Below are 18,435 nucleotides of genomic sequence, written 5' to 3'. Positions count from 1 at the left end.
TCGTTATACGAGTATTGATTGTTACCAAAACTTGTCGTACTGAAGGCGCTTGGCGACCTGTTGCTGCCCGAAAGCGCGCCAGATCTGGCGCGCCGGGCTTAGCTCATAGGTCATATCAATTGTCCCATCAACTGTGACTTTTGATTTTCTCGGGTAGTAGCCCTTTGGGCGCGAAGCGCAGCACCATGGTGATCAATAAGCCAATCACCAGCACCCGTGCCTGCAGGGCGCGGCTATCCATATTGCCCGGTGCATCCCAACCGAACGCGCCTTCGCCAAAGGCCACCGCTAACTGCATTAAGAACAGCGCCAGGGGCTCGGACATAATCCAGATGATATAGACCGCCACAGCGCCAAAAATGGTGCCCAGGTTATTGCCTGGCCCACCAAGAATCACCATCACCAGTACCAGGAAGGTATGGTTAAGCGGCAGGTAGCCTTGAGGGTCGAAGAGGCTGTTGAAGGTGCCCAGTATGCCGCCGCCCAAGCCCATCAGAATGCAGCCTAGCACGAAAATTTCCAGACGCCGTTTGTTGATGTCCTTACCCATCGCCGCAGCGGAGACTTCATTATCGCGAATCGCCCGGATCATACGACCCCAGGGGGCGTTGTAGGCGCGATTGAGCAGAAAGAAGATCACCGCAATGATCACCGCGGTAAACGAAAGATAAATCGCTCGCGATAGGGTAAACCCCAGCTCGGCAGGGCCCGGCGTTGGCCAGGGGAGCGGTGACACCGTGGCGGTGCCTCGGGTCAGCCAATCAGAGTTTTTCAAAAACGCTTTAATGATTTCGGCAATGCCCAGGGTGGCAATGGCTAGGTAGTCGCTGCGTAAGCCCAAACAGATATGGCCAATAAAGTAGCCGACGCCACCCGCCAGCGCGCCACCGACAATCCAGCCGATCCAGGGCGGTAAGCCCAGCCCACCGACGAAGCCTGCCTGGCTTTCAATCGCATCAGTGACTTCGCGCAGCTGGCTAATCACCACGAGGTAAAGCACGACACCCAGCACCACCGCGATAAACGTACGCAGGGGCTTGGGTACGCCCAGTCGATCCAGCTTGCTGGCGCTAACAATTAATACAATAGCGGCTGCGCCATAAAGCAGCACGCGGCCAAATTCGCCGGGTAGCGCCGTGCCCCAGAAGGCATCGTTGACCGGCACGCTGAAAAACATCGCACAGAAGCCGCCCAGGGCGACAAAGCCCATTACCCCGGCGTTGAACTGGCCGGCATAGCCCCACTGGATGGTTAATCCCAGCGCGAGGATGGCGTAGCAGGCAGCTTCTACCAGCATGCGCGTGCTGTAGGCGGCGCCCATGATGGCGTAGACCGCCAAGACCGCTACGAGCAGCACACCAAACAGAATCAGCTCGCGCAGCGGGAAGCGACGGGCAGACGTGGCGTCTTGGGGAGTGTAGGCAGGGTTGCGCGTTTTTTCTGAGTTGCTCATTAGATCACCTTGCCCTTAAAGAGTCCGGTGGGACGCCACACCAAAATGGCTACCAGAATGAAAAACGGCACCACAATTTTGTACTCGGTACCCACAAAGGCCAGATTCGACGGTAGCTCGAGCCAGGCGGGCAGGCTGTCGCGGAAGGGGCGTAGCAGCACATTCCAGTTAAACACCGCCAGGGTTTCGGCAAAGCCGACCACAAAGCCACCGGCAATGGCGCCGTAAGGGTGACCAACGCCCCCCACAATAGCGGCGGCGAAAATAGGCAGCAGCAGAAAGAAGCTCAAATCGGGTTTGAAGGTAACGTCTAAGGAGAGCAGCGTTCCGGCAATAGCCGCCAGCGCTCCGGCAATCATCCAGGTCACTGCCACGATGGTATTGGTATTAATACCCGATGCTTGGGCGAGTTCAGGGTTATCCGACATGGCGCGCATTGCCTTGCCTAACCGCGAACGGTTAAGGAAAAGGTGTAGTGCGACGACCGCAACGATAGTGATCACGAACAGATAAATCTGCGGTTCGGTAACCACGATCGGTGCACGGGCACCCTCGAAGGGCAGCGCAAGGCGGAAGATCTCTTTACGGTCGTCGACATATAAACTCTGCCCGCCGGTGCCGGAAAAGAGGCGGATCAAGCCCTGTAGAATCAACGTGACCCCCAGCGAGCCAATCACCAGCACAATCGGTTTGACCCCATGGGCACGCAGCGGTTTATAGAAGGTTTTATCGATCCCCACGGCCAAAGCGGCGGTGAGCAGCATCGCCAGAGGCAGCATTAGCACGGCGGTGGGTACACCTAGGCTGGCGCCCGCTGCTGGGAACAGCGTGGTAAGCAGAAGCACCATAAAGGCGCCGAAGGTCATCATGTCGGCGTGGGCGAAGTGGGCAAAGCGCATAATGCTGAAAATCAGCGTTACCCCAATGGCCCCAATGGCATAAATAGAGCCGCTGACGCTGCCCGAAATCACCACATTATTGATGAAAAAAACCAGTTCGTTCACGTCTATCTCCCTGGGGCTAGCCGCCCAAAAAGCTTTTGGCGACATCGGGGTCGGCGAGCAGTGCCGCCCCAGTGTCGGTAAAGCGGTTTTGGCCAGCAGCCAGCACAAAGCCCTTATCGGCTATCGCGAGTGCCTGTTTGGCGTTCTGTTCCACCATCAAAATACCCACGCCAGCGGCGTTGATCTGTTTGACGCGGTCGAAAATCTCATTCATATACAGCGGCGACAGCCCTGCGGTGGGTTCGTCCAGCAACAGTAGGCTCGGCTCGGCCATCAGAGCGCGGCCCATGGCGACCATTTGGCGCTGTCCACCGGAAAGCTCACCGGCAGGCTGGCGGCGCTTTTCGTACAGCGGTGGGAAAAACTCATAGATCTGAGCGAGCATGCGCTTGACGTTTTGCGGCTTTAAAAAGACGCCCATCTCCAGGTTTTCCTGCACCGAAAGGCTGGGGAAAACGTTCTTCTCCTGGGGCACGAAGCCCATGCCGCGCTGCACCAGCTGGTTAGGCGGCAGGTTTTGGATGGGCTGGCCGTTAAGCAGTATCTCGCCCTGATTAACATGCAGCAGGCCAAAGACCGCTTTCAGCATGGTGGATTTACCCGCCCCGTTAGGGCCGACGATAACACCGACCTCATCGGCTTCCAGCGTCATGTTTACCCCGTTAAGGATATTCATACCGCCATAGCCGCCGTGCACATCCCGTGCGTCGATTAATGGCCTGGTTGTTGATGACATAAGCAAAGTATTCCAGCAAGGTCGCTTGGCAGCGACATCATTATATTAATTGGCTAATGGGAGAAAACGTCACGTTTAAGCGGCATCTGTACCGAAGTAGGCCTCGATGACCTCAGGATTATTCTGGATGTCGTTGATATGCCCCTCCACCATCACACTGCCCTGAGCCAGCACGATAACCGGGTCGCAAAGGCGGGCAATCATCTCCATATCGTGCTCAATGACCAGAAAGGTGTAACCCATTTCGCGGTTGAGCCGCTCAATATTGCCGATCAAATCACCCAGCAGGGTGCGGTTTACCCCGGCGGCGATCTCATCAAGTAGCACTACCTTGGCGTTGGTCATCATGGTGCGGCCAAGCTCCAGCAGCTTCTTTTGCCCTCCGGACAAATTACCCGCCAGCTCGTTGCGCACATGGTGCAGGCCAACAAAGTCGATGACTTCCAGGGCGCGGCGGCGCACCTCCGCCTCTTCTCGCTGCACTTTGCCGGGCTTTAGCCAGGCACTGAAAAGGTCTTCACCGGCTTGCTTGGGCGGTACCATCATGAGGTTTTCCAGCGCGCTCATCTGGCTGAACTCGTGGGCGATCTGAAAGGTGCGCAATAAGCCGCGATGAAAGCGCTGGTCGGCGCTGAGCGAGGTAATGTCTTCTCCATCAAGCAGCACATGGCCGCTGTCAGGCGTCAGGGCGCCAGCAATGAGATTAAACAGGGTTGATTTACCTGCGCCGTTGGGGCCAATCATCCCGGTAATGGAGCCCTTCTCCACTTGAATGGAGCAGTCATTAATCACCTGTAGGCCGCCGAACGCTTTGTTGACTCGCTGTACTTCAATAAGAGGGGTCATGGTGTCTCCACGCGATACAGGCGGCTAATTAAGCCTCCTGCACACTGTTATTAAGTTGTTTGTCGTGGTTTTTTCAGCCACCGCTGGCTGGCTGCAAAAGCACCAATAATGAGCAGTGCGCCGAGGGTGGGGATAAGGTAGCCATCCACCTGAGGAATGGTGCGTAAAAACACAAAGGCTACGGCGGCGGGGGCCACAAAGCGCACCAGAAACCGCCAGAATTTAAACCAAGTGACGCTGCTGCCCAGTTCCTTCATCACTTCGCTCTGGGTTAGCGCCCAGCCGGCGAATAGGGCTATCAGCAGACCGCCTACCGGCATAAAGATATTAGTGAGTAGCTCGATAAACTCAAACGCACTGCGCCCAAACAGGCTATGGAAAATCGTCCCCTCGGCCCACATATTGAAGCTAACCACCGTCAACAGACCCATTGCCCAGGCGGCAATCACCATAATGGTAACGGCCTGTGGGCGGGTCATGTCGAAACGCTCCACCAGGAACGCCGCGACGGGCTCGATCAACGAAATAGAGGAACTGATAGCTGCGCCGAGAACCAGAATAAAGAACACCCCGCCCACCAAAGCGCCAAACGGCATTTCGGCAAACGCCAGCGGAAGGGTAACAAACATTAGCCCAGGGCCTTGCCCGGTTTCCAGACCGGCGCCAAACACCAGAGCAAAAATGGCCAGGCCCGCCACCATCGCCACGGCGGTATCGACGATGGCAACAGCAAAGGCGGTGCGGGTTAGTGAGACCTCGCTGGGCATGTAGGCGCCGTAAGCCATAATTGCCCCCATCCCCAGGCTAAGGGTGAAGAATGATTGGCCCATGGCCTGCAGCCAGCCTTCAAGGCTGAGGTCGGCGATATTAAAGGTAAACAGGAAGCTGGCAGCGGCACCTATATCGCCATTCACTACGCCATAGGCCAGCACTACCAACAGAATCACAAACAGCGCGGGCATCATAATGCGCAGGCCTGATTCGATGCCTTTATGAATCCCCATGCCGACAATCAGCGCGGACGCGGCAATGAAAAGGGTGTGATAGAGCGTCATTAGGCCAGGGGCGGCCAGTAGTGCGTCAAAGCCAGTGCTAATGGTCTGAGCGTCGGCACCGACCAGTGAGCCGGTCAGCATCAGCCAAGTGTAGTGAATCGCCCAGCCGGCAATCACCGAATAGAAGCTTAAAATCAAAAACGCCGAGGCAGCGCCCAGCCAGCCGATCGTTTCCCAGGCCCGAGAGGTGCCATGGGTTTTGGTCAGGTGCCGCATACCCATAATCGGGCTCTGGCGGCTGGTGCGACCCAGCATGATCTCGGCAATCAGAATCGGTATGCCAACGGCGAAGATCGTCAGTGCGTAAACCAATATAAAGGCACCGCCACCGTTTTCACCGGTGAGGTAGGGGAAGCGCCATAGATTGCCCAAACCGACGGCGGAACCAACGGCGGCGAGAAGAAAAGTGCCTTTATGCGTCCAGACGTTATGACCGCTCATGGGTAAGAGTGTCCGTGTTTGGGCGTCAGGATGGGGGTAAGTATCCAAACACCTGTATGAATGTAGCGATGTCAGCGTTCCTTGGACGCGCTGAATTTAGCGTCACTGTGCGATAGAACGCGCCGCCTTTCCAGCGTATTAGCGTTTAGGCTGCGTTTAGGGAAGTATCTTGGCAGCTATTGAGCGGTCATGAAGTGTGGCAACGAGGCATAAAAAAACCCGCTTTCGCGGGTTTTTGGGTACTGACTGCTTGGAACGGATTACTTCTTGCTGTAACGCTTACGCTCGGTTTCTTTCAGCAGCTTTTTGCGCAGGCGTATGTGCGCCGGCGTGACTTCGACGAGCTCGTCAGAGTCGAGGAACTCAATGGCCTGCTCCAGGGAGAACTTAACCGGCGGGGTTAAGACGATGTTTTCATCGTTACCGGTGGAGCGCATGTTGTCGAGCTTCTTGCCTTTGGTGGGGTTAACCACCATGTCGTTAGCGCGGTTGTTGATACCGATCAGCATGCCTTCGTAAACTTCCGTGGCGTGATCGATAATCAGCTTGCCGCGCTCTTGCAGCGCATACAGCGCATAGGCAAGGGCTTTACCGTCGACCATCGAAACCAACACGCCGTTGCGACGCTCGATAGAGGCTTCAGGCTTCAGCGGGCCGTAGTGATCAAAGCGGCTGGTCAGGATGCCGGTGCCCGAAGTCAGGGTCAGAAACTGGCCACGGAAACCGATCAAGCCGCGGGCAGGAATGATGAAGTCCAGGCGAACCCGTCCTTTACCGTCCGGCAGCATGTTGGTCATCTCACCTTTACGGTAGCCCAGCTCTTCCATGATCGAGCCTTGGTGCTGCTCTTCACAGTCGATGATGACCTCTTCGTAGGGCTCCTGCTTCTCACCGTCGATCTCTTTGATGATGACTTCGGGGCGGCCTACGGCCAGCTCAAAGCCTTCACGGCGCATGGTTTCGATCAGCACCGAGAGGTGCAGCTCGCCACGGCCAGAAACCTTGAACTTCTCAGGGGTTTCGCCCTGCTCAACGCGCAGGGCCACGTTGTGAATCAGCTCTTGATCAAGGCGATCCTTGATGTTGCGGCTGGTCACAAACTTACCGTCTTTACCGGCGAACGGTGAATCGTTGACCTGGAAGGTCATTGAAACGGTCGGTTCGTCGACGGACAGTGGCGGCAGCGCTTCGACCTTGGCCGGATCGCATAGCGTATCCGAAATCGACAGATCGTCGATGCCGGTAACACAGACGATGTCGCCCGCGGTGGCTTCGTTGGTCTGCACGCGCTCAAGGCCCATATGGGTCATGACCTGACCGATTTTGCCCTTACGCACATTGCCGTCAACGCCGATGATCGACACCTGCTGGTTCGGTTTCACCGCGCCACGCTTGATGCGACCCAGGCCGATAACGCCTACATAGCTGTTGTAATCCAGCGCAGAGATCTGCATCTGGAAGGGGCCGTCAAGCTCAACCTTCGGCGGCTCGACGATATCGACGATGGCCTGGAACATGGGATCCATGTTGTCCGCCAGCTCTTCAGGATCCATACCGGCAATGCCGTTTAGGGCAGAGCAGTAGATGATTGGGAAATCGAGCTGTTCGTCAGACGCACCGAGGTTGTCGAACAGGTCAAAAATCTGGTCGATAACCCAGTCAGGGCGTGCGCCGGGACGGTCAATTTTGTTGACCACCACGATCGGCTTCAGGCCTTGGGCGAATGCTTTCTGGGTCACAAAGCGGGTTTGCGGCATCGGGCCATCAACGGCGTCTACTAGCAGTAGCACCGAATCGACCATTGACATGACGCGCTCAACCTCGCCGCCGAAATCGGCGTGCCCAGGCGTATCCACGATGTTGATGTGGTAGCCGTTACCTTGGCTGTCTTGCCATTGAATGGCCGTATTTTTGGCCAGAATGGTAATGCCACGCTCTTTTTCCTGATCGTTTGAGTCCATGATGCGCTCTTGACCTTCTGCTTTACGGTCAAGGGTGCCGGACTGGCTCAGGAGCTTGTCGACCAGTGTGGTTTTACCATGGTCAACGTGGGCTATGATCGCGACGTTGCGCAGGTTATTAACCGCGCTGGAGTTTTGCTGGTTTTGCATGCTGAGAGAGAACTCTTGTGAACACCCGTTCGTCCACGGGTCGGAAAATGCGGGTCGCAAGGGCTGGCAATTTGCCGACCATCTTGGCTCAGGGCTTGCGTCCAATAGCCATTCTACCATGTCGAAGGCTTCGCTGATATTACTGCCTCTCATATCAACCTTGGTCTAGGAATGTTTTCGCCATGAACCTCCATCCGCTAGACTAGCGCTTTTCCCACTGGGGCAGGAGCATGACCATCGGCAACCTGATGCGTTTGTTAAGCGATGGCGAGGTTCACTCTGGCGAGCAGCTGGGTGAAGCGCTGGGTATTTCTCGTGCGGCGGTGTGGAAACAGTTAAAAAAACTGGAAGCACTAGGGGTGGAGGTAGTGGCGGTGAAAGGCCGTGGCTACCAGCTCTCGCAGCGCCTGGAGCCCTTGGAGGGCGCTAAAATCGTGGAGCGGCTGCCCGCACAGGCGCGCCACCACCTTGCGCGCCTGTTTGTTGAGGACCAGTTACCCTCCAGCAATGAGTATCTGCGCCAACGCTTTGAGCAGGGCGCCGGGCATGGCGAAGTGTGCCTGGTTGAGCTGCAAACGGCGGGACGTGGGCGCCGTGGTCGTGTCTGGTCGACGCCCTGGGGTCAGAGCTTAATGCTATCGCTGGGCTGGCGCTTTGAGTCGGGTATTGCGGTGCTGGAGGGCTTGAGCTTGGCGGTAGGCGTTGTCGTTGCCCAAGTGCTTGAGCAGCATGGTGTGGCGCCGAAGCTTAAGTGGCCTAACGATATCCTGCTCTCCGAGCAGGGTGATGGCCCAGGCGACGAGTTAGGCAAGCTGGCCGGTATTCTTATCGAAGTGACCGGGGATGCCGCAGGCCCCTGCGAAGTCGTCATTGGTATGGGCATGAATCTTTGGCTGCCCGCTGCCCAGCGGGCAGCGATCGACCAACCTGTTGCGGCGCTTTTCGAGCGACTGCCGGATATCTCGCGTAATCAGTTGGCCTCAGACGTAGTGTCGGGCCTGCTGGCGATGCTGGCTAACTTTGAACAACATGGCTTTGCCGCCTGGCGGGATGCGTGGAATCAGCGTCACGCCTATGCGGGGCTGCCGATTAGAGTGATTCAAGGACAGCAGACCAGCGATGCGATCGCCGGAGAAGTGGATGAGAGTGGTAACCTCTGGGTTGCCGAAAATGGTCACTCGCGACGCCTAGCCGGCGGTGAGATCAGCGTGCGCAGGCGTTTATGATTCTGGATCTGGATATCGGCAACACGCTGTCTAAATGGCGGCTCAAGGATGCCGAGAGTAGCGAGATACGTTCCCGCGGGGCTGTGTGGACCCGGGAAGAGTGGCGCCCGGGGGCCGATATTCCCGATCTCGACGTGGTCGAGGCGGTACGTATATCAAGCGTCGCCAGGGCGGCCGTGCTGGAAGAAACCGTCGCCTTGTTGCGCCGCCGGGTGCGTCATGTGCACGTGGCGCACTCAACCCATGAGGCGTTGGGCGTGATTAATGGCTACGAAGAGCCGGGGCGTTTAGGCGTCGATCGTTGGATGGGGGCGCTGGCGGGCTATCAGCTAGCAGGTGGTTGCTGTGCGGTGGATTGTGGCAGCGCGATTACTATCGACTTTGTGCTGCCAGGGGGCCAGCACCTGGGCGGCTTTATTATCCCCGGTCTTCGCCTGATGAAAGAGAGCCTGAAGCTTGGTACTCGCAATGTGGCCATCGACCCTGAAAGTGAGGCCGATGAGTTGCTGGAGCCAGGACGACGCACCGTTGATGCGGTTAATCACGGTATTTATATGGCCGCCGTCAGTGCCATTAACCGCATTTATAGCGAAGTGTGCGATCAAGAGGGTGTGGCGCTGCCGATGCTGTTGACGGGTGGCGATGCGCGTGTTGTCTCACGGGGAGTGCAGGTGCCTCATGCGGTGTGGCCGGATATGGTTTATGGCGGCTTAGAGGCGTGCTTTCCGATGACTTTCGCCGAGCGTGCGGGCAAAATGTCGGGTGCGCCGCGGGTGCCTGAGCCGGTAGCGCTAGAAAAGATTCGCGCGGCACTTGCATTCTCCATGCTGCTTTGACAGAATGCAGCGCGTTCCAAGGCAGGCAGAAGATGCGCTGGCATCGCAAGCTGCGATAAATTAAGTAAATATCTAGCTTGACACTGTTTTGGAGGCTGGCATAATGTGCCGCCACAGTTGGAGAGGTTCCCGAGTGGCCAAAGGGAGCAGACTGTAAATCTGCCGCGAAAGCTTCGAAGGTTCGAATCCTTCCCTCTCCACCAAGTTTATCAGGCGCTGAACTGTTCAGTGTTTGGGAATGAAAAGCCGGTAAGCGGGCGTTAGCTACTGTTTCTCGTGCAGCGGATTGTCATTCTATAGGCAAGTTCGGCGGGCGTAGTTCAATGGTAGAACCTCAGCCTTCCAAGCTGATGGTGCGGGTTCGATTCCCGCCGCCCGCTCCAGTTGATGTGTTTAGCTCATGTAGCTCAGGGGTAGAGCACACCCTTGGTAAGGGTGAGGTCGACGGTTCAATTCCGTCCATGAGCTCCATATTGCAGATCAAGCGAGCGAAGCTCGCTTTTTTTGTCTCTGCGTTTGGGTGGGTTTTTGTGACGCTTGAGCGTAAAGAAGGGGTTGTCAGGTGTGGGATTCTCCGCTACCATGGCGCCCGCTGTTGTATAGGCGGTCGAAAAGACGCTTGTTAGCAGAAATAGAAGCAAAAAGTAGTAGAAAGTCAGTACGACGATACAGGCCAGTAGCTCAATTGGCAGAGCAGCGGTCTCCAAAACCGCAGGTTGGGGGTTCGATTCCCTCCTGGCCTGCCAACCTTCCCCAGGTTGGTATGTCTTTTTCCAAAATTCTTTTATCGTTCGCCGCACCCTGAGGAGTCTCGTTTTTATGAAGCCTGGTTCTGTAAAACATGGCGCCGAGGTGCAACAGACGCGCCATGACGGGCTCAAGTGGGCGGCGGTCGTAGCGCTGCTTGTCGTTGCTGTTGTTGGTAATACCTATTTCGCCGATATTGGCCTGCTCTACCGCGTGCTTGGTGTGGTGGTGTTGTGTGTGATTGCAGGTTTGATCGCGCTAACCACTACCAAAGGTCGTGATTTAGTAGAGCTTGCCAGAAGCGCCAAGAAAGAGATTCAGCGCGTTGTATGGCCGACCCGTCCCGAAACCATTCAGACCACGGCCATTGTGCTAGTGGCCGTCTTGGTGGTGGGGCTAATGCTGTGGTTGATCGACACTCTTCTTGGCTGGGCGATGTCCGGCGTCATTGGTTAGGAGCTTTCATGTCCAAACGTTGGTACGTCGTTCACGCTTATTCTGGCTTTGAAAAGCATGTCATGCGCTCACTGATCGAGCGTGTGAAGATGTACGGTATGGAAGATCGCTTTGGCGAAATTCTGGTGCCGACCGAAGAAGTTGTCGAAATGCGTGACGGCAAGCGTCGCAAGAGCGAGCGCAAATTTTATCCCGGCTACGTACTAGTCGAGATGGAAATGGCCGACGAAACATGGCACCTCGTCAATGAGACGCCGCGTGTTATGGGCTTTATCGGTGGAACAAAAGAGAAGCCAGCGCCAATTACTTCTCGTGAAGCAGACGCAATTTTGCTGCGCGTTAAAGACGGTACTGACAAGCCGCGGCCTAAAACGATGTTTGAACCGGGCCAGTCAGTGCGCGTTATCGATGGGCCGTTTGCCGATTTCAACGGTGTTGTCGAAGAAGTTAATTATGAAAAGAGTCGTCTGCATGTCAGCGTGCTGATCTTCGGGCGCTCTACACCTGTTGAGTTAGAGTTCTCTCAGGTCGAGAAAGAGTAACTAGTGAATAGTTAGTAGTAGCTAGTGAATGGTAAGTAAGCGGTAAGTGTTAATTCGTGTGAAATGGCTAGTCAGCTGTTTCACTGGTACCGGGGAGCCTTCGGGCGCTATTACCCAACTGGAGTGTTAAAGATGGCCAAGAAAGTACAGGCTTATATCAAGCTGCAGGTTGCTGCAGGTAAAGCCAATCCAAGTCCGCCGGTAGGCCCTGCGCTGGGTCAGCACGGCGTGAACATCATGGAATTCTGTAAGGCGTTCAACGCCGCGACTCAAGAAATTGAGCCGGGCCTGCCGACGCCAGTCGTGATCACCGTCTACTCTGACCGTAGCTTCACGTTCGTCACCAAGACGCCGCCTGCTGCCGTGCTGCTGAAAAAAGCCGCTGGCATCAAGTCCGGTTCTGGTGAGCCGAACAAGAAGAAGGTCGGCACCGTAACGCGTGAACAGCTTGAAGAGATCGCCAAGACTAAAGAGCCTGATTTGACGGCTGCGAATCTCGATGCCGCTGTACGCACCATTGCTGGCAGCGCTCGCAGCATGGGCCTAAACGTGGAGGGTCTCTGATCATGGCTAAACTGTCTAAGCGTGCGAAAATCATTCGCGAAAAAGTAGACACTACCAAAGCCTACTCTATTGAAGAAGCGGTTGCGCTGCTCTCTGAGCTGTCTACTGTTAAATTCAAAGAGTCTGTTGATGTCGCCATCAACCTGGGCGTTGATCCACGCAAATCCGACCAGGTTGTGCGTGGCGCTACCGTCATGCCTAACGGTACCGGTAAAGACGTACGCGTTGCAGTCTTCACCCAAGGTGCTAATGCCGATGCCGCTAAAGAAGCCGGCGCCGACATCGTGGGTATGGACGACTTGGCTGAGCAAGTGAAAAAAGGCGTGATGGATTTTGACGTCGTTATCGCTTCGCCCGATGCTATGCGCGTTGTAGGTCAACTAGGTCAAATTCTAGGCCCGCGTGGCCTAATGCCTAACCCGAAAGTTGGCACCGTAACGCCCGACGTGGCGACGGCGGTTAAAAATGCCAAAGCGGGTCAGGTGCGTTTCCGTACTGACAAGAACGGCATCATCCACACTACCCTGGGTAAAGTGGATTTTGACGCCTCAGCGATTAACGGCAACCTGGAGGCACTGGTTGCTGACCTGAAGCGCCTCAAGCCGAGCTCGTCTAAAGGCATTTACTTCAAAAAAATGACCCTGTCTACTACCATGGGCCCGGGTTTGACAATCGATCACTCTGCTTTCGCGTAAGCGAGTCATCGTTGGTTTTTTTGTAGGAACCGAGCAAGAACTTTGCGGTCCCCCGTTTGGTGGCTATCACTGGCCGGGGCATCGTCAAAGACCGCAGGTGCCGCGCTTGATAAGTACGCAAGTACTTACAAGGGCGGCTTAATTGCCCTATAAGCGCCTGCGCAGATGGTGTGGCCGCCAGTTGGTTAAGCTTAAGACGGCTTTCTGGTGAGCACCATCCCCAAGGCTTCCCGCTTTGCAGCGCTTTTAGCACAGCAGAGTGGGGAGAGATGGTAACCACCGGAACCTTCCTGGGTTCCGGCACGAAGGAGTGATCACTGTGCCACTAGCACTTGAAGGCAAGAAAGCGATTGTTGCCGAGGTCAGTGAAGCGGCCAAGGGCGCACTCTCCGTCGTAGTTGCTGATTCTCGCGGCGTTACGGTTGGTAAAATGACCGATCTGCGCAAGCAGGCGCGTGAGAATGGTGTAGAGCTGCGTGTTGTACGTAATACGCTGGCTCGCCGCGCTCTCGAGGGCACTCAGTGGGAGTGCTTGAACGATAGCTTCGTTGGTCCTACGTTGTTGGCCTTCTCTACTGATCATCCGGGCGCTGCCGCTCGTCTGTTCAAAGAGTTTGCTAAAGCGGACAAGAACTTCGAAGTAAAAGCGTTGGCCTACGAAGGTGAGCTGATTCCGGCTGCTGACATCGACCGTCTGGCAACCCTACCGACTCACGACGAAGCAATTGCCAAGTTGATGTCGGTAATGAAAGAAGCCTCCGCTGGCAAGCTGGTTCGTACTCTGGCCGCTCTGCGCGACCAGAAGCAAGAAGCTGCATAAGCAGTTCTTCTTGCAGGTGGCGTAAACGGTCTAACCAGGGCGCTGCCTGAACCGAGCAATGAATCCTGAGTCCTCGGCTGACCGAGACTCCCGCAAAGTTAGGAATGAAACAATGGCACTGTCTAAAGACGATATCATCAATGCTGTAGCCGACATGACCGTAATGGAAGTTGTCGAGCTGATCGAAGCAATGGAAGAGAAATTCGGCGTTTCTGCTGCCGCTGCCGTAATGGCTGGTCCGGCTGCTGGCGGCGAAGTAGCTGAAGAACAGACTGAGTTTGACGTAGTTCTGACCGCTGCTGGCGACAAGAAAGTTAACGTGATCAAAGCAGTACGTGAGATCACTGGCCTTGGCTTGAAAGAAGCTAAAGGTGCTGTTGACGGCGCTCCGGCGACCATCAAAGAAGGTCTGTCTAAAGACGACGCTGAAGCAGCTAAAGCCAAGCTGGAAGAAGCGGGCGCAACCGTCGAGCTCAAGTAAGCCTTGTGCGGACGGCTTTACGCGCTGCGTAAGCTTCCACGGCTGGCGGCGGGATTTCCCGCTGCCGGCCTTTTTCTGTTGTAGCTGGTGTCGAACACTCGGTGATATTGAACGACAGCAGTACTGCTCATTGAGAGTAGCCACGACAGAAACGTAAAAGCGTTATTGAAGATGGCGTTATTGAAGATAGTGTTATCGACTACAGTGTTATCGACGACTGAGTTATCGAACTAGATTTTCGACGGCGAGCTACCGATTGAGGAGCTTGCTGTCTGTGTCTGACGAAGCTCGAAGGGCAGATGACCACGCATCGGTCACCCATGGTGAACAAGCTGGGGAATACAGATGGCTTACTCATATACTGAGAAAAAACGCATCCGCAAGGATTTCGGCAAACTGCCCCAAGTGATGGATGTGCCTTACTTGCTGGCGATCCAGCTTGATTCCTATTACGACTTCCTCCAGCAAGATCGTTCGCCCGACGAGCGTCACGAGGTCGGTCTGCACGCGGCATTCAAGTCCGTGTTTCCGATTGAGAGCTTCTCCGGCAATGCAGCGCTTGAGTATGTCAGCTACCGCTTTGGCACGCCGGCGTTCGATGTTAAGGAGTGCCAACTGCGCGGCGTGACTTACTCCGCCCCGCTGCGCGTCAAGGTTCGCTTGATCATCTATGATCGCGACTCCTCGAACAAAGCAATTAAAGATATTAAAGAGCAAGAAGTCTACATGGGGGAAATCCCCCTGATGACTGAGAACGGTACTTTTGTTATCAACGGTACTGAGCGGGTTATCGTCTCCCAGCTCCACCGCTCGCCCGGTGTGTTCTTCGATCACGACAAAGGTAAGAGCCACTCTTCCGGCAAGCTGCTCTATTCAGCTCGCGTGATTCCTTATCGTGGCTCCTGGTTAGACTTCGAGTTTGACCCCAAGGATAACGTTTTCGTACGTATTGACCGTCGCCGCAAGCTGCCGGCCTCGGTACTGATGCGTGCGCTGGGGATGAACACCGAAGAAATTCTGGCCGAGTTCTTTGAAACCAGCGTCTTCCACATTGAGAAATCCGGTTTCTATGTTGAGCTGGTTCCGTCGCGCCTGCGCGGCGAGACAGCTACTTTCGACATCAAGGATGGCGAAGGCAATGTGATCGTTGAAGAGGGGCGTCGGATTACCCAGAAGCATATTCGTCAGCTTGAAAAAGCCGGCCTTGAGCGTCTGGACGTGCCGATGGAGTACCTGTTCGGCAAAACGCTGGCTAAAGATCAAATCGACTCCAAAACAGGCGAGCTGATCTGCCCGTGTAATACCGAGATCACTCCCGAGGTGCTTGAGCGCATGGCCCAGGGTGGCATTACCTTGGTGGAAACGCTCTACACCAATGATCTCGACTGCGGTTCATTCATTTCCGACACCTTGAAGCTGGATGCTACTAATTCCGCGCTTGAAGCGTTAGTCGAAATTTACCGCATGATGCGTCCCGGCGAACCGCCCACCAAAGAGTCTGCCGAGACGCTGTTTAACAACCTGTTCTTCTCTGAGGACCGCTACGACCTGTCTGGCGTTGGCCGCATGAAGTTCAACCGTCGCCTGCGTCGTGATACTGACACGGGCTCCGGCGTACTAGATCGCAAAGACATTCTTGATGTGCTGCGCGAGCTGATCAGTATCCGTAACGGCTTCGGTGACGTTGACGATATCGATCACCTGGGTAACCGCCGTATTCGCTGTGTGGGCGAGATGGCAGAGAACCAGTTCCGCGTAGGCCTGGTGCGTGTAGAGCGCGCCGTGAAAGAGCGTCTTTCCATGGCGGAAAGCGAAGGCCTGATGCCCCAAGACTTGATCAACGCCAAGCCGGTCGCGGCGGCGGTGAAGGAGTTCTTCGGTTCCAGCCAGCTTTCGCAGTTTATGGATCAGAACAACCCGCTTTCTGAGGTTACCCACAAGCGTCGTGTGTCGGCACTCGGCCCCGGTGGTTTGACCCGTGAGCGTGCTGGCTTCGAAGTACGTGACGTTCACGCCACGCACTACGGGCGTCTATGCCCGATCGAAACGCCAGAAGGCCCGAACATCGGTCTGATTAACTCGCTGGCCACTTACAGCCACACTAACAGCTACGGTTTCCTCGAAACGCCGTACCGTAAAGTGGTTGATCGTCAGTTGACCGACGACATCGTTCACCTCTCGGCGATCGAAGAGGGCGATTTCGTTATCGCCCAGGCATCAGCAGCGGTAGATGAGTCCAACAAGTTAAGTGATGACCTGGTTCAGGTTCGTCACCGCGGTGAAACGACCTTTATGCGTCCTGAACAAGTGACGCTAATGGACGTGTCGCCACGTCAGGTTGTATCAGTCGCAGCGGCATTGATTCCGTTCCTGGAGCACGATGACGCCAACCGCGCCTTGATGGGTTCCAACATGCAGCGTCAGGCGGTACCGACCCTGCGTGCCGATAAGCCGCTGGTAGGTACGGGCATGGAGCGCTTTGTTGCCCGTGACTCCGGCGTCTGTGCGGTGGCCAATCGCGGCGGCGTGATTGATTCCGTCGATGCGCGTCGTGTCGTGGTACGGGTTAATGAAGATGAAATCATCGGCGGTGAAGCCGGCGTTGATATCTACAACCTGACCAAGTACACCCGCTCGAACCAGAACACCTGTATGAACCAGCGCCCCATCGTGCGGCCTGGCGACAGCGTGGCACGTGGCGATATTCTCGCTGACGGCCCGTCGGTGGATATGGGCGACCTGGCGCTGGGCCAGAACATGCGCATCGCGTTTATGCCCTGGAACGGTTACAACTTCGAGGACTCCATCCTGCTTTCCGAGCGGGTCGTTCAAGAAGACCGTTTCACCACGATCCACATTCAGGAACTGACCTGTGTGTCCCGCGACACCAAGTTGGGCTCGGAAGAAATTACCTCCGATATCCCTAACGTGGGCGAGTCTGCGCTCTCCAAGCTGGATGAAGCGGGCGTTGTCTACATCGGTGCCGAAGTCGGCCCGGGCGATATTCTGGTCGGTAAAGTAACGCCGAAGGGTGAAACCCAGCTGACGCCTGAAGAGAAGCTGCTACGTGCCATCTTCGGCGAGAAAGCGTCTGACGTTAAAGACACTTCCCTGCGTGCCCCCACCGGCATGAAAGGTACGGTCATCGACGTTCAGGTGTTTACTCGTGACGGCGTTGAGAAAGATTCACGCGCCCTGTCGATCGAGCGCACTCAGCTTGACGAAGTTCGTAAGGATCTCCAAGAGACTTACCGTATCGCCGAAGACGCCACTTTTGAGCGTCTAAAGCGTACCCTTGACGGTCAGGCTGTTAACGGCGGCCCGAACCTCAAGAAAGGTGACGTGCTCGACGAGGCATACCTGGATGAATTGCCGCGTCAGCAGTGGTTCAAACTGCGCATGCAGGATGAGTCCTACAACGAGCTGCTGGCACAGGCCGACGAACAGCTGGAAACCCGTCGTAAAGAGATGGACGAGCGCTTTGAAGATAAGAAGCGCAAGCTGACCCAGGGCGACGATCTCGCACCGGGCGTGCTAAAAATCGTCAAAGTCTATATGGCGGTTAAGCGTCGCATCCAGCCGGGTGACAAGATGGCCGGTCGTCACGGTAACAAAGGTGTTATCTCGGCGATTATGCCCATCGAAGACATGCCGTTTGATGAAAAGGGCGAGCCGGTCGACGTGGTGCTGAACCCGCTGGGCGTACCGTCGCGTATGAACGTCGGTCAGATTTTGGAAACCCACCTGGGTATGGCGGCACGTGGCTTGGGCGTCAAGATCGAAGCCATGCTGCGCGACGCACGTGGACAGCAAGTGGCCGAGATCCGTGATTTCCTGGGTCAGATCTACAATACGCAAGGTACGCGCGTTGAAGATCTCGACTCCCTGACGGATGACGAGATCATCGCCCTGGCGAAGAACCTCAAAGGTGGTGTGCCTATGGCCACGCCGGTGTTTGACGGTGCCAAAGAGCACGAAATCAAGCACCTGCTGAAGCTGGCGGACATCCCCGAGTCGGGTCAGATGGCCCTGTTCGATGGCCGTACCGGTGATGCTTTTGACCGTCCGGTCACCGTTGGCTACATGTACATGCTGAAGCTTAACCACTTGGTAGACGACAAGATGCATGCGCGTTCTACTGGTTCTTACTCGCTGGTTACCCAGCAGCCCTTGGGTGGTAAGGCGCAATTCGGTGGTCAGCGCTTCGGTGAGATGGAAGTGTGGGCGCTGGAAGCTTACGGCGCTGCATACACGCTACAAGAGATGCTCACCGTCAAGTCGGACGACGTCGAAGGCCGCACCAAGATGTACAAAAACATCGTGGATGGCGACCACACCATGCAGGCAGGCATGCCGGAATCCTTCAACGTACTCGTGAAGGAAATCCGCTCGCTGGGCATCGATATCGAGTTAGAGAGCTAG

At 55.8% G+C, this 18,435-nt stretch carries 15 protein-coding genes and 4 tRNA genes; 13 read left to right on the top strand and 6 right to left on the bottom strand.

All coding sequences use genetic code 11. The annotated features are described in order from the left end of the window. Positions 1 to 127: 127 nt before the first annotated feature. The 6 genes from HZS52_RS03565 to typA all read right to left on the bottom strand — a co-directional run bounded on the left by HZS52_RS03565 (position 128) and on the right by typA (position 7,646). Positions 128 to 1,453, bottom strand: a complete 1,326-nt coding sequence (locus tag HZS52_RS03565; protein ID WP_190374154.1) for a branched-chain amino acid ABC transporter permease — start codon at positions 1,451 to 1,453, stop codon at positions 128 to 130. Then, entirely contained in the window at positions 1,453 to 2,457 is a 1,005-nt protein-coding gene (locus HZS52_RS03560) for a branched-chain amino acid ABC transporter permease (protein ID WP_022520880.1), read from the bottom strand. The genes HZS52_RS03565 and HZS52_RS03560 overlap by 1 nt, the downstream gene beginning before the upstream one ends. A gap of 16 nt (positions 2,458 to 2,473) precedes the next feature. Then, entirely contained in the window at positions 2,474 to 3,193 is a 720-nt protein-coding gene (locus HZS52_RS03555; protein WP_190374153.1) for an ABC transporter ATP-binding protein, read from the bottom strand. A gap of 75 nt (positions 3,194 to 3,268) precedes the next feature. Then, complete coding sequence (locus HZS52_RS03550; RefSeq protein ID WP_022520878.1) at positions 3,269 to 4,039, bottom strand: ABC transporter ATP-binding protein; 771 nt, start codon at positions 4,037 to 4,039, stop codon at positions 3,269 to 3,271. Positions 4,040 to 4,089: 50 nt separating this feature from the next. Then, positions 4,090 to 5,535 carry a sodium-dependent transporter gene (locus HZS52_RS03545; protein WP_190374152.1) on the bottom strand — a complete coding sequence of 482 codons (1,446 nt, stop codon included), beginning with the start codon at positions 5,533 to 5,535 and terminating at the stop codon, positions 4,090 to 4,092. Positions 5,536 to 5,795: 260 nt separating this feature from the next. Continuing rightward, positions 5,796 to 7,646, bottom strand: coding sequence for a translational GTPase TypA (gene typA, locus HZS52_RS03540; RefSeq protein ID WP_053856923.1), 1,851 nt, complete (start codon positions 7,644 to 7,646; stop codon positions 5,796 to 5,798). A 230-nt stretch (positions 7,647 to 7,876) separates the two neighbouring features. Between typA and HZS52_RS03535 the strand changes: the two genes are divergently transcribed. The 13 genes from HZS52_RS03535 to rpoB all read left to right on the top strand — a co-directional run bounded on the left by HZS52_RS03535 (position 7,877) and on the right by rpoB (position 18,435). Next, positions 7,877 to 8,872 (top strand): biotin--[acetyl-CoA-carboxylase] ligase, encoded by a 996-nt coding sequence (locus tag HZS52_RS03535; protein WP_009288153.1) that lies wholly within the window; start codon positions 7,877 to 7,879, stop codon positions 8,870 to 8,872. Further along, the gene (locus HZS52_RS03530) at positions 8,869 to 9,708 is read left to right on the top strand and encodes a type III pantothenate kinase (protein WP_022520875.1); all 840 of its coding nucleotides are present in this window, start codon (positions 8,869 to 8,871) and stop codon (positions 9,706 to 9,708) included. The genes HZS52_RS03535 and HZS52_RS03530 overlap by 4 nt, the downstream gene beginning before the upstream one ends. A gap of 119 nt (positions 9,709 to 9,827) precedes the next feature. Then, positions 9,828 to 9,911, top strand: a tRNA-Tyr gene (locus tag HZS52_RS03525). A 106-nt stretch (positions 9,912 to 10,017) separates the two neighbouring features. After that, a tRNA-Gly gene (locus HZS52_RS03520) sits at positions 10,018 to 10,091 on the top strand. Between the two features lie 13 nt (positions 10,092 to 10,104). Then, a tRNA-Thr gene (locus HZS52_RS03515) sits at positions 10,105 to 10,179 on the top strand. A 199-nt stretch (positions 10,180 to 10,378) separates the two neighbouring features. After that, positions 10,379 to 10,454: transfer RNA gene (locus tag HZS52_RS03510), tRNA-Trp, on the top strand. A gap of 73 nt (positions 10,455 to 10,527) precedes the next feature. Then, positions 10,528 to 10,911 (top strand): preprotein translocase subunit SecE, encoded by a 384-nt coding sequence (gene secE / locus HZS52_RS03505; protein WP_022520874.1) that lies wholly within the window; start codon positions 10,528 to 10,530, stop codon positions 10,909 to 10,911. 8 nt (positions 10,912 to 10,919) lie between these two features. After that, positions 10,920 to 11,453 (top strand): transcription termination/antitermination protein NusG, encoded by a 534-nt coding sequence (gene nusG, locus HZS52_RS03500; RefSeq protein ID WP_138800117.1) that lies wholly within the window; start codon positions 10,920 to 10,922, stop codon positions 11,451 to 11,453. Positions 11,454 to 11,585: 132 nt separating this feature from the next. Beyond that, positions 11,586 to 12,017: a 50S ribosomal protein L11 gene (gene rplK / locus HZS52_RS03495; protein ID WP_007112017.1), complete on the top strand. Its 432-nt coding sequence runs from the start codon at positions 11,586 to 11,588 to the stop codon at positions 12,015 to 12,017. 2 nt (positions 12,018 to 12,019) lie between these two features. After that, a complete protein-coding gene (rplA, locus tag HZS52_RS03490; RefSeq protein ID WP_022520872.1) occupies positions 12,020 to 12,712 on the top strand; it encodes a 50S ribosomal protein L1 in 693 nt (230 codons plus the stop codon). Between the two features lie 319 nt (positions 12,713 to 13,031). Next, a complete protein-coding gene (rplJ, locus tag HZS52_RS03485) occupies positions 13,032 to 13,532 on the top strand; it encodes a 50S ribosomal protein L10 (RefSeq protein WP_022520871.1) in 501 nt (166 codons plus the stop codon). Positions 13,533 to 13,644: 112 nt separating this feature from the next. Beyond that, positions 13,645 to 14,013: a 50S ribosomal protein L7/L12 gene (rplL, locus tag HZS52_RS03480; protein WP_022520870.1), complete on the top strand. Its 369-nt coding sequence runs from the start codon at positions 13,645 to 13,647 to the stop codon at positions 14,011 to 14,013. Between the two features lie 345 nt (positions 14,014 to 14,358). After that, positions 14,359 to 18,435, top strand: coding sequence for a DNA-directed RNA polymerase subunit beta (gene rpoB / locus HZS52_RS03475; protein WP_022520869.1), 4,077 nt, complete (start codon positions 14,359 to 14,361; stop codon positions 18,433 to 18,435).

It is taken from the genome of Vreelandella titanicae (assembly GCF_014697095.1).
Taxonomy (GTDB): domain Bacteria; phylum Pseudomonadota; class Gammaproteobacteria; order Pseudomonadales; family Halomonadaceae; genus Vreelandella; species Vreelandella titanicae.
The sequence above is the reverse complement of the archived record's forward strand: the minus strand, read 5'-3'. Positions and strand labels throughout refer to the sequence as shown.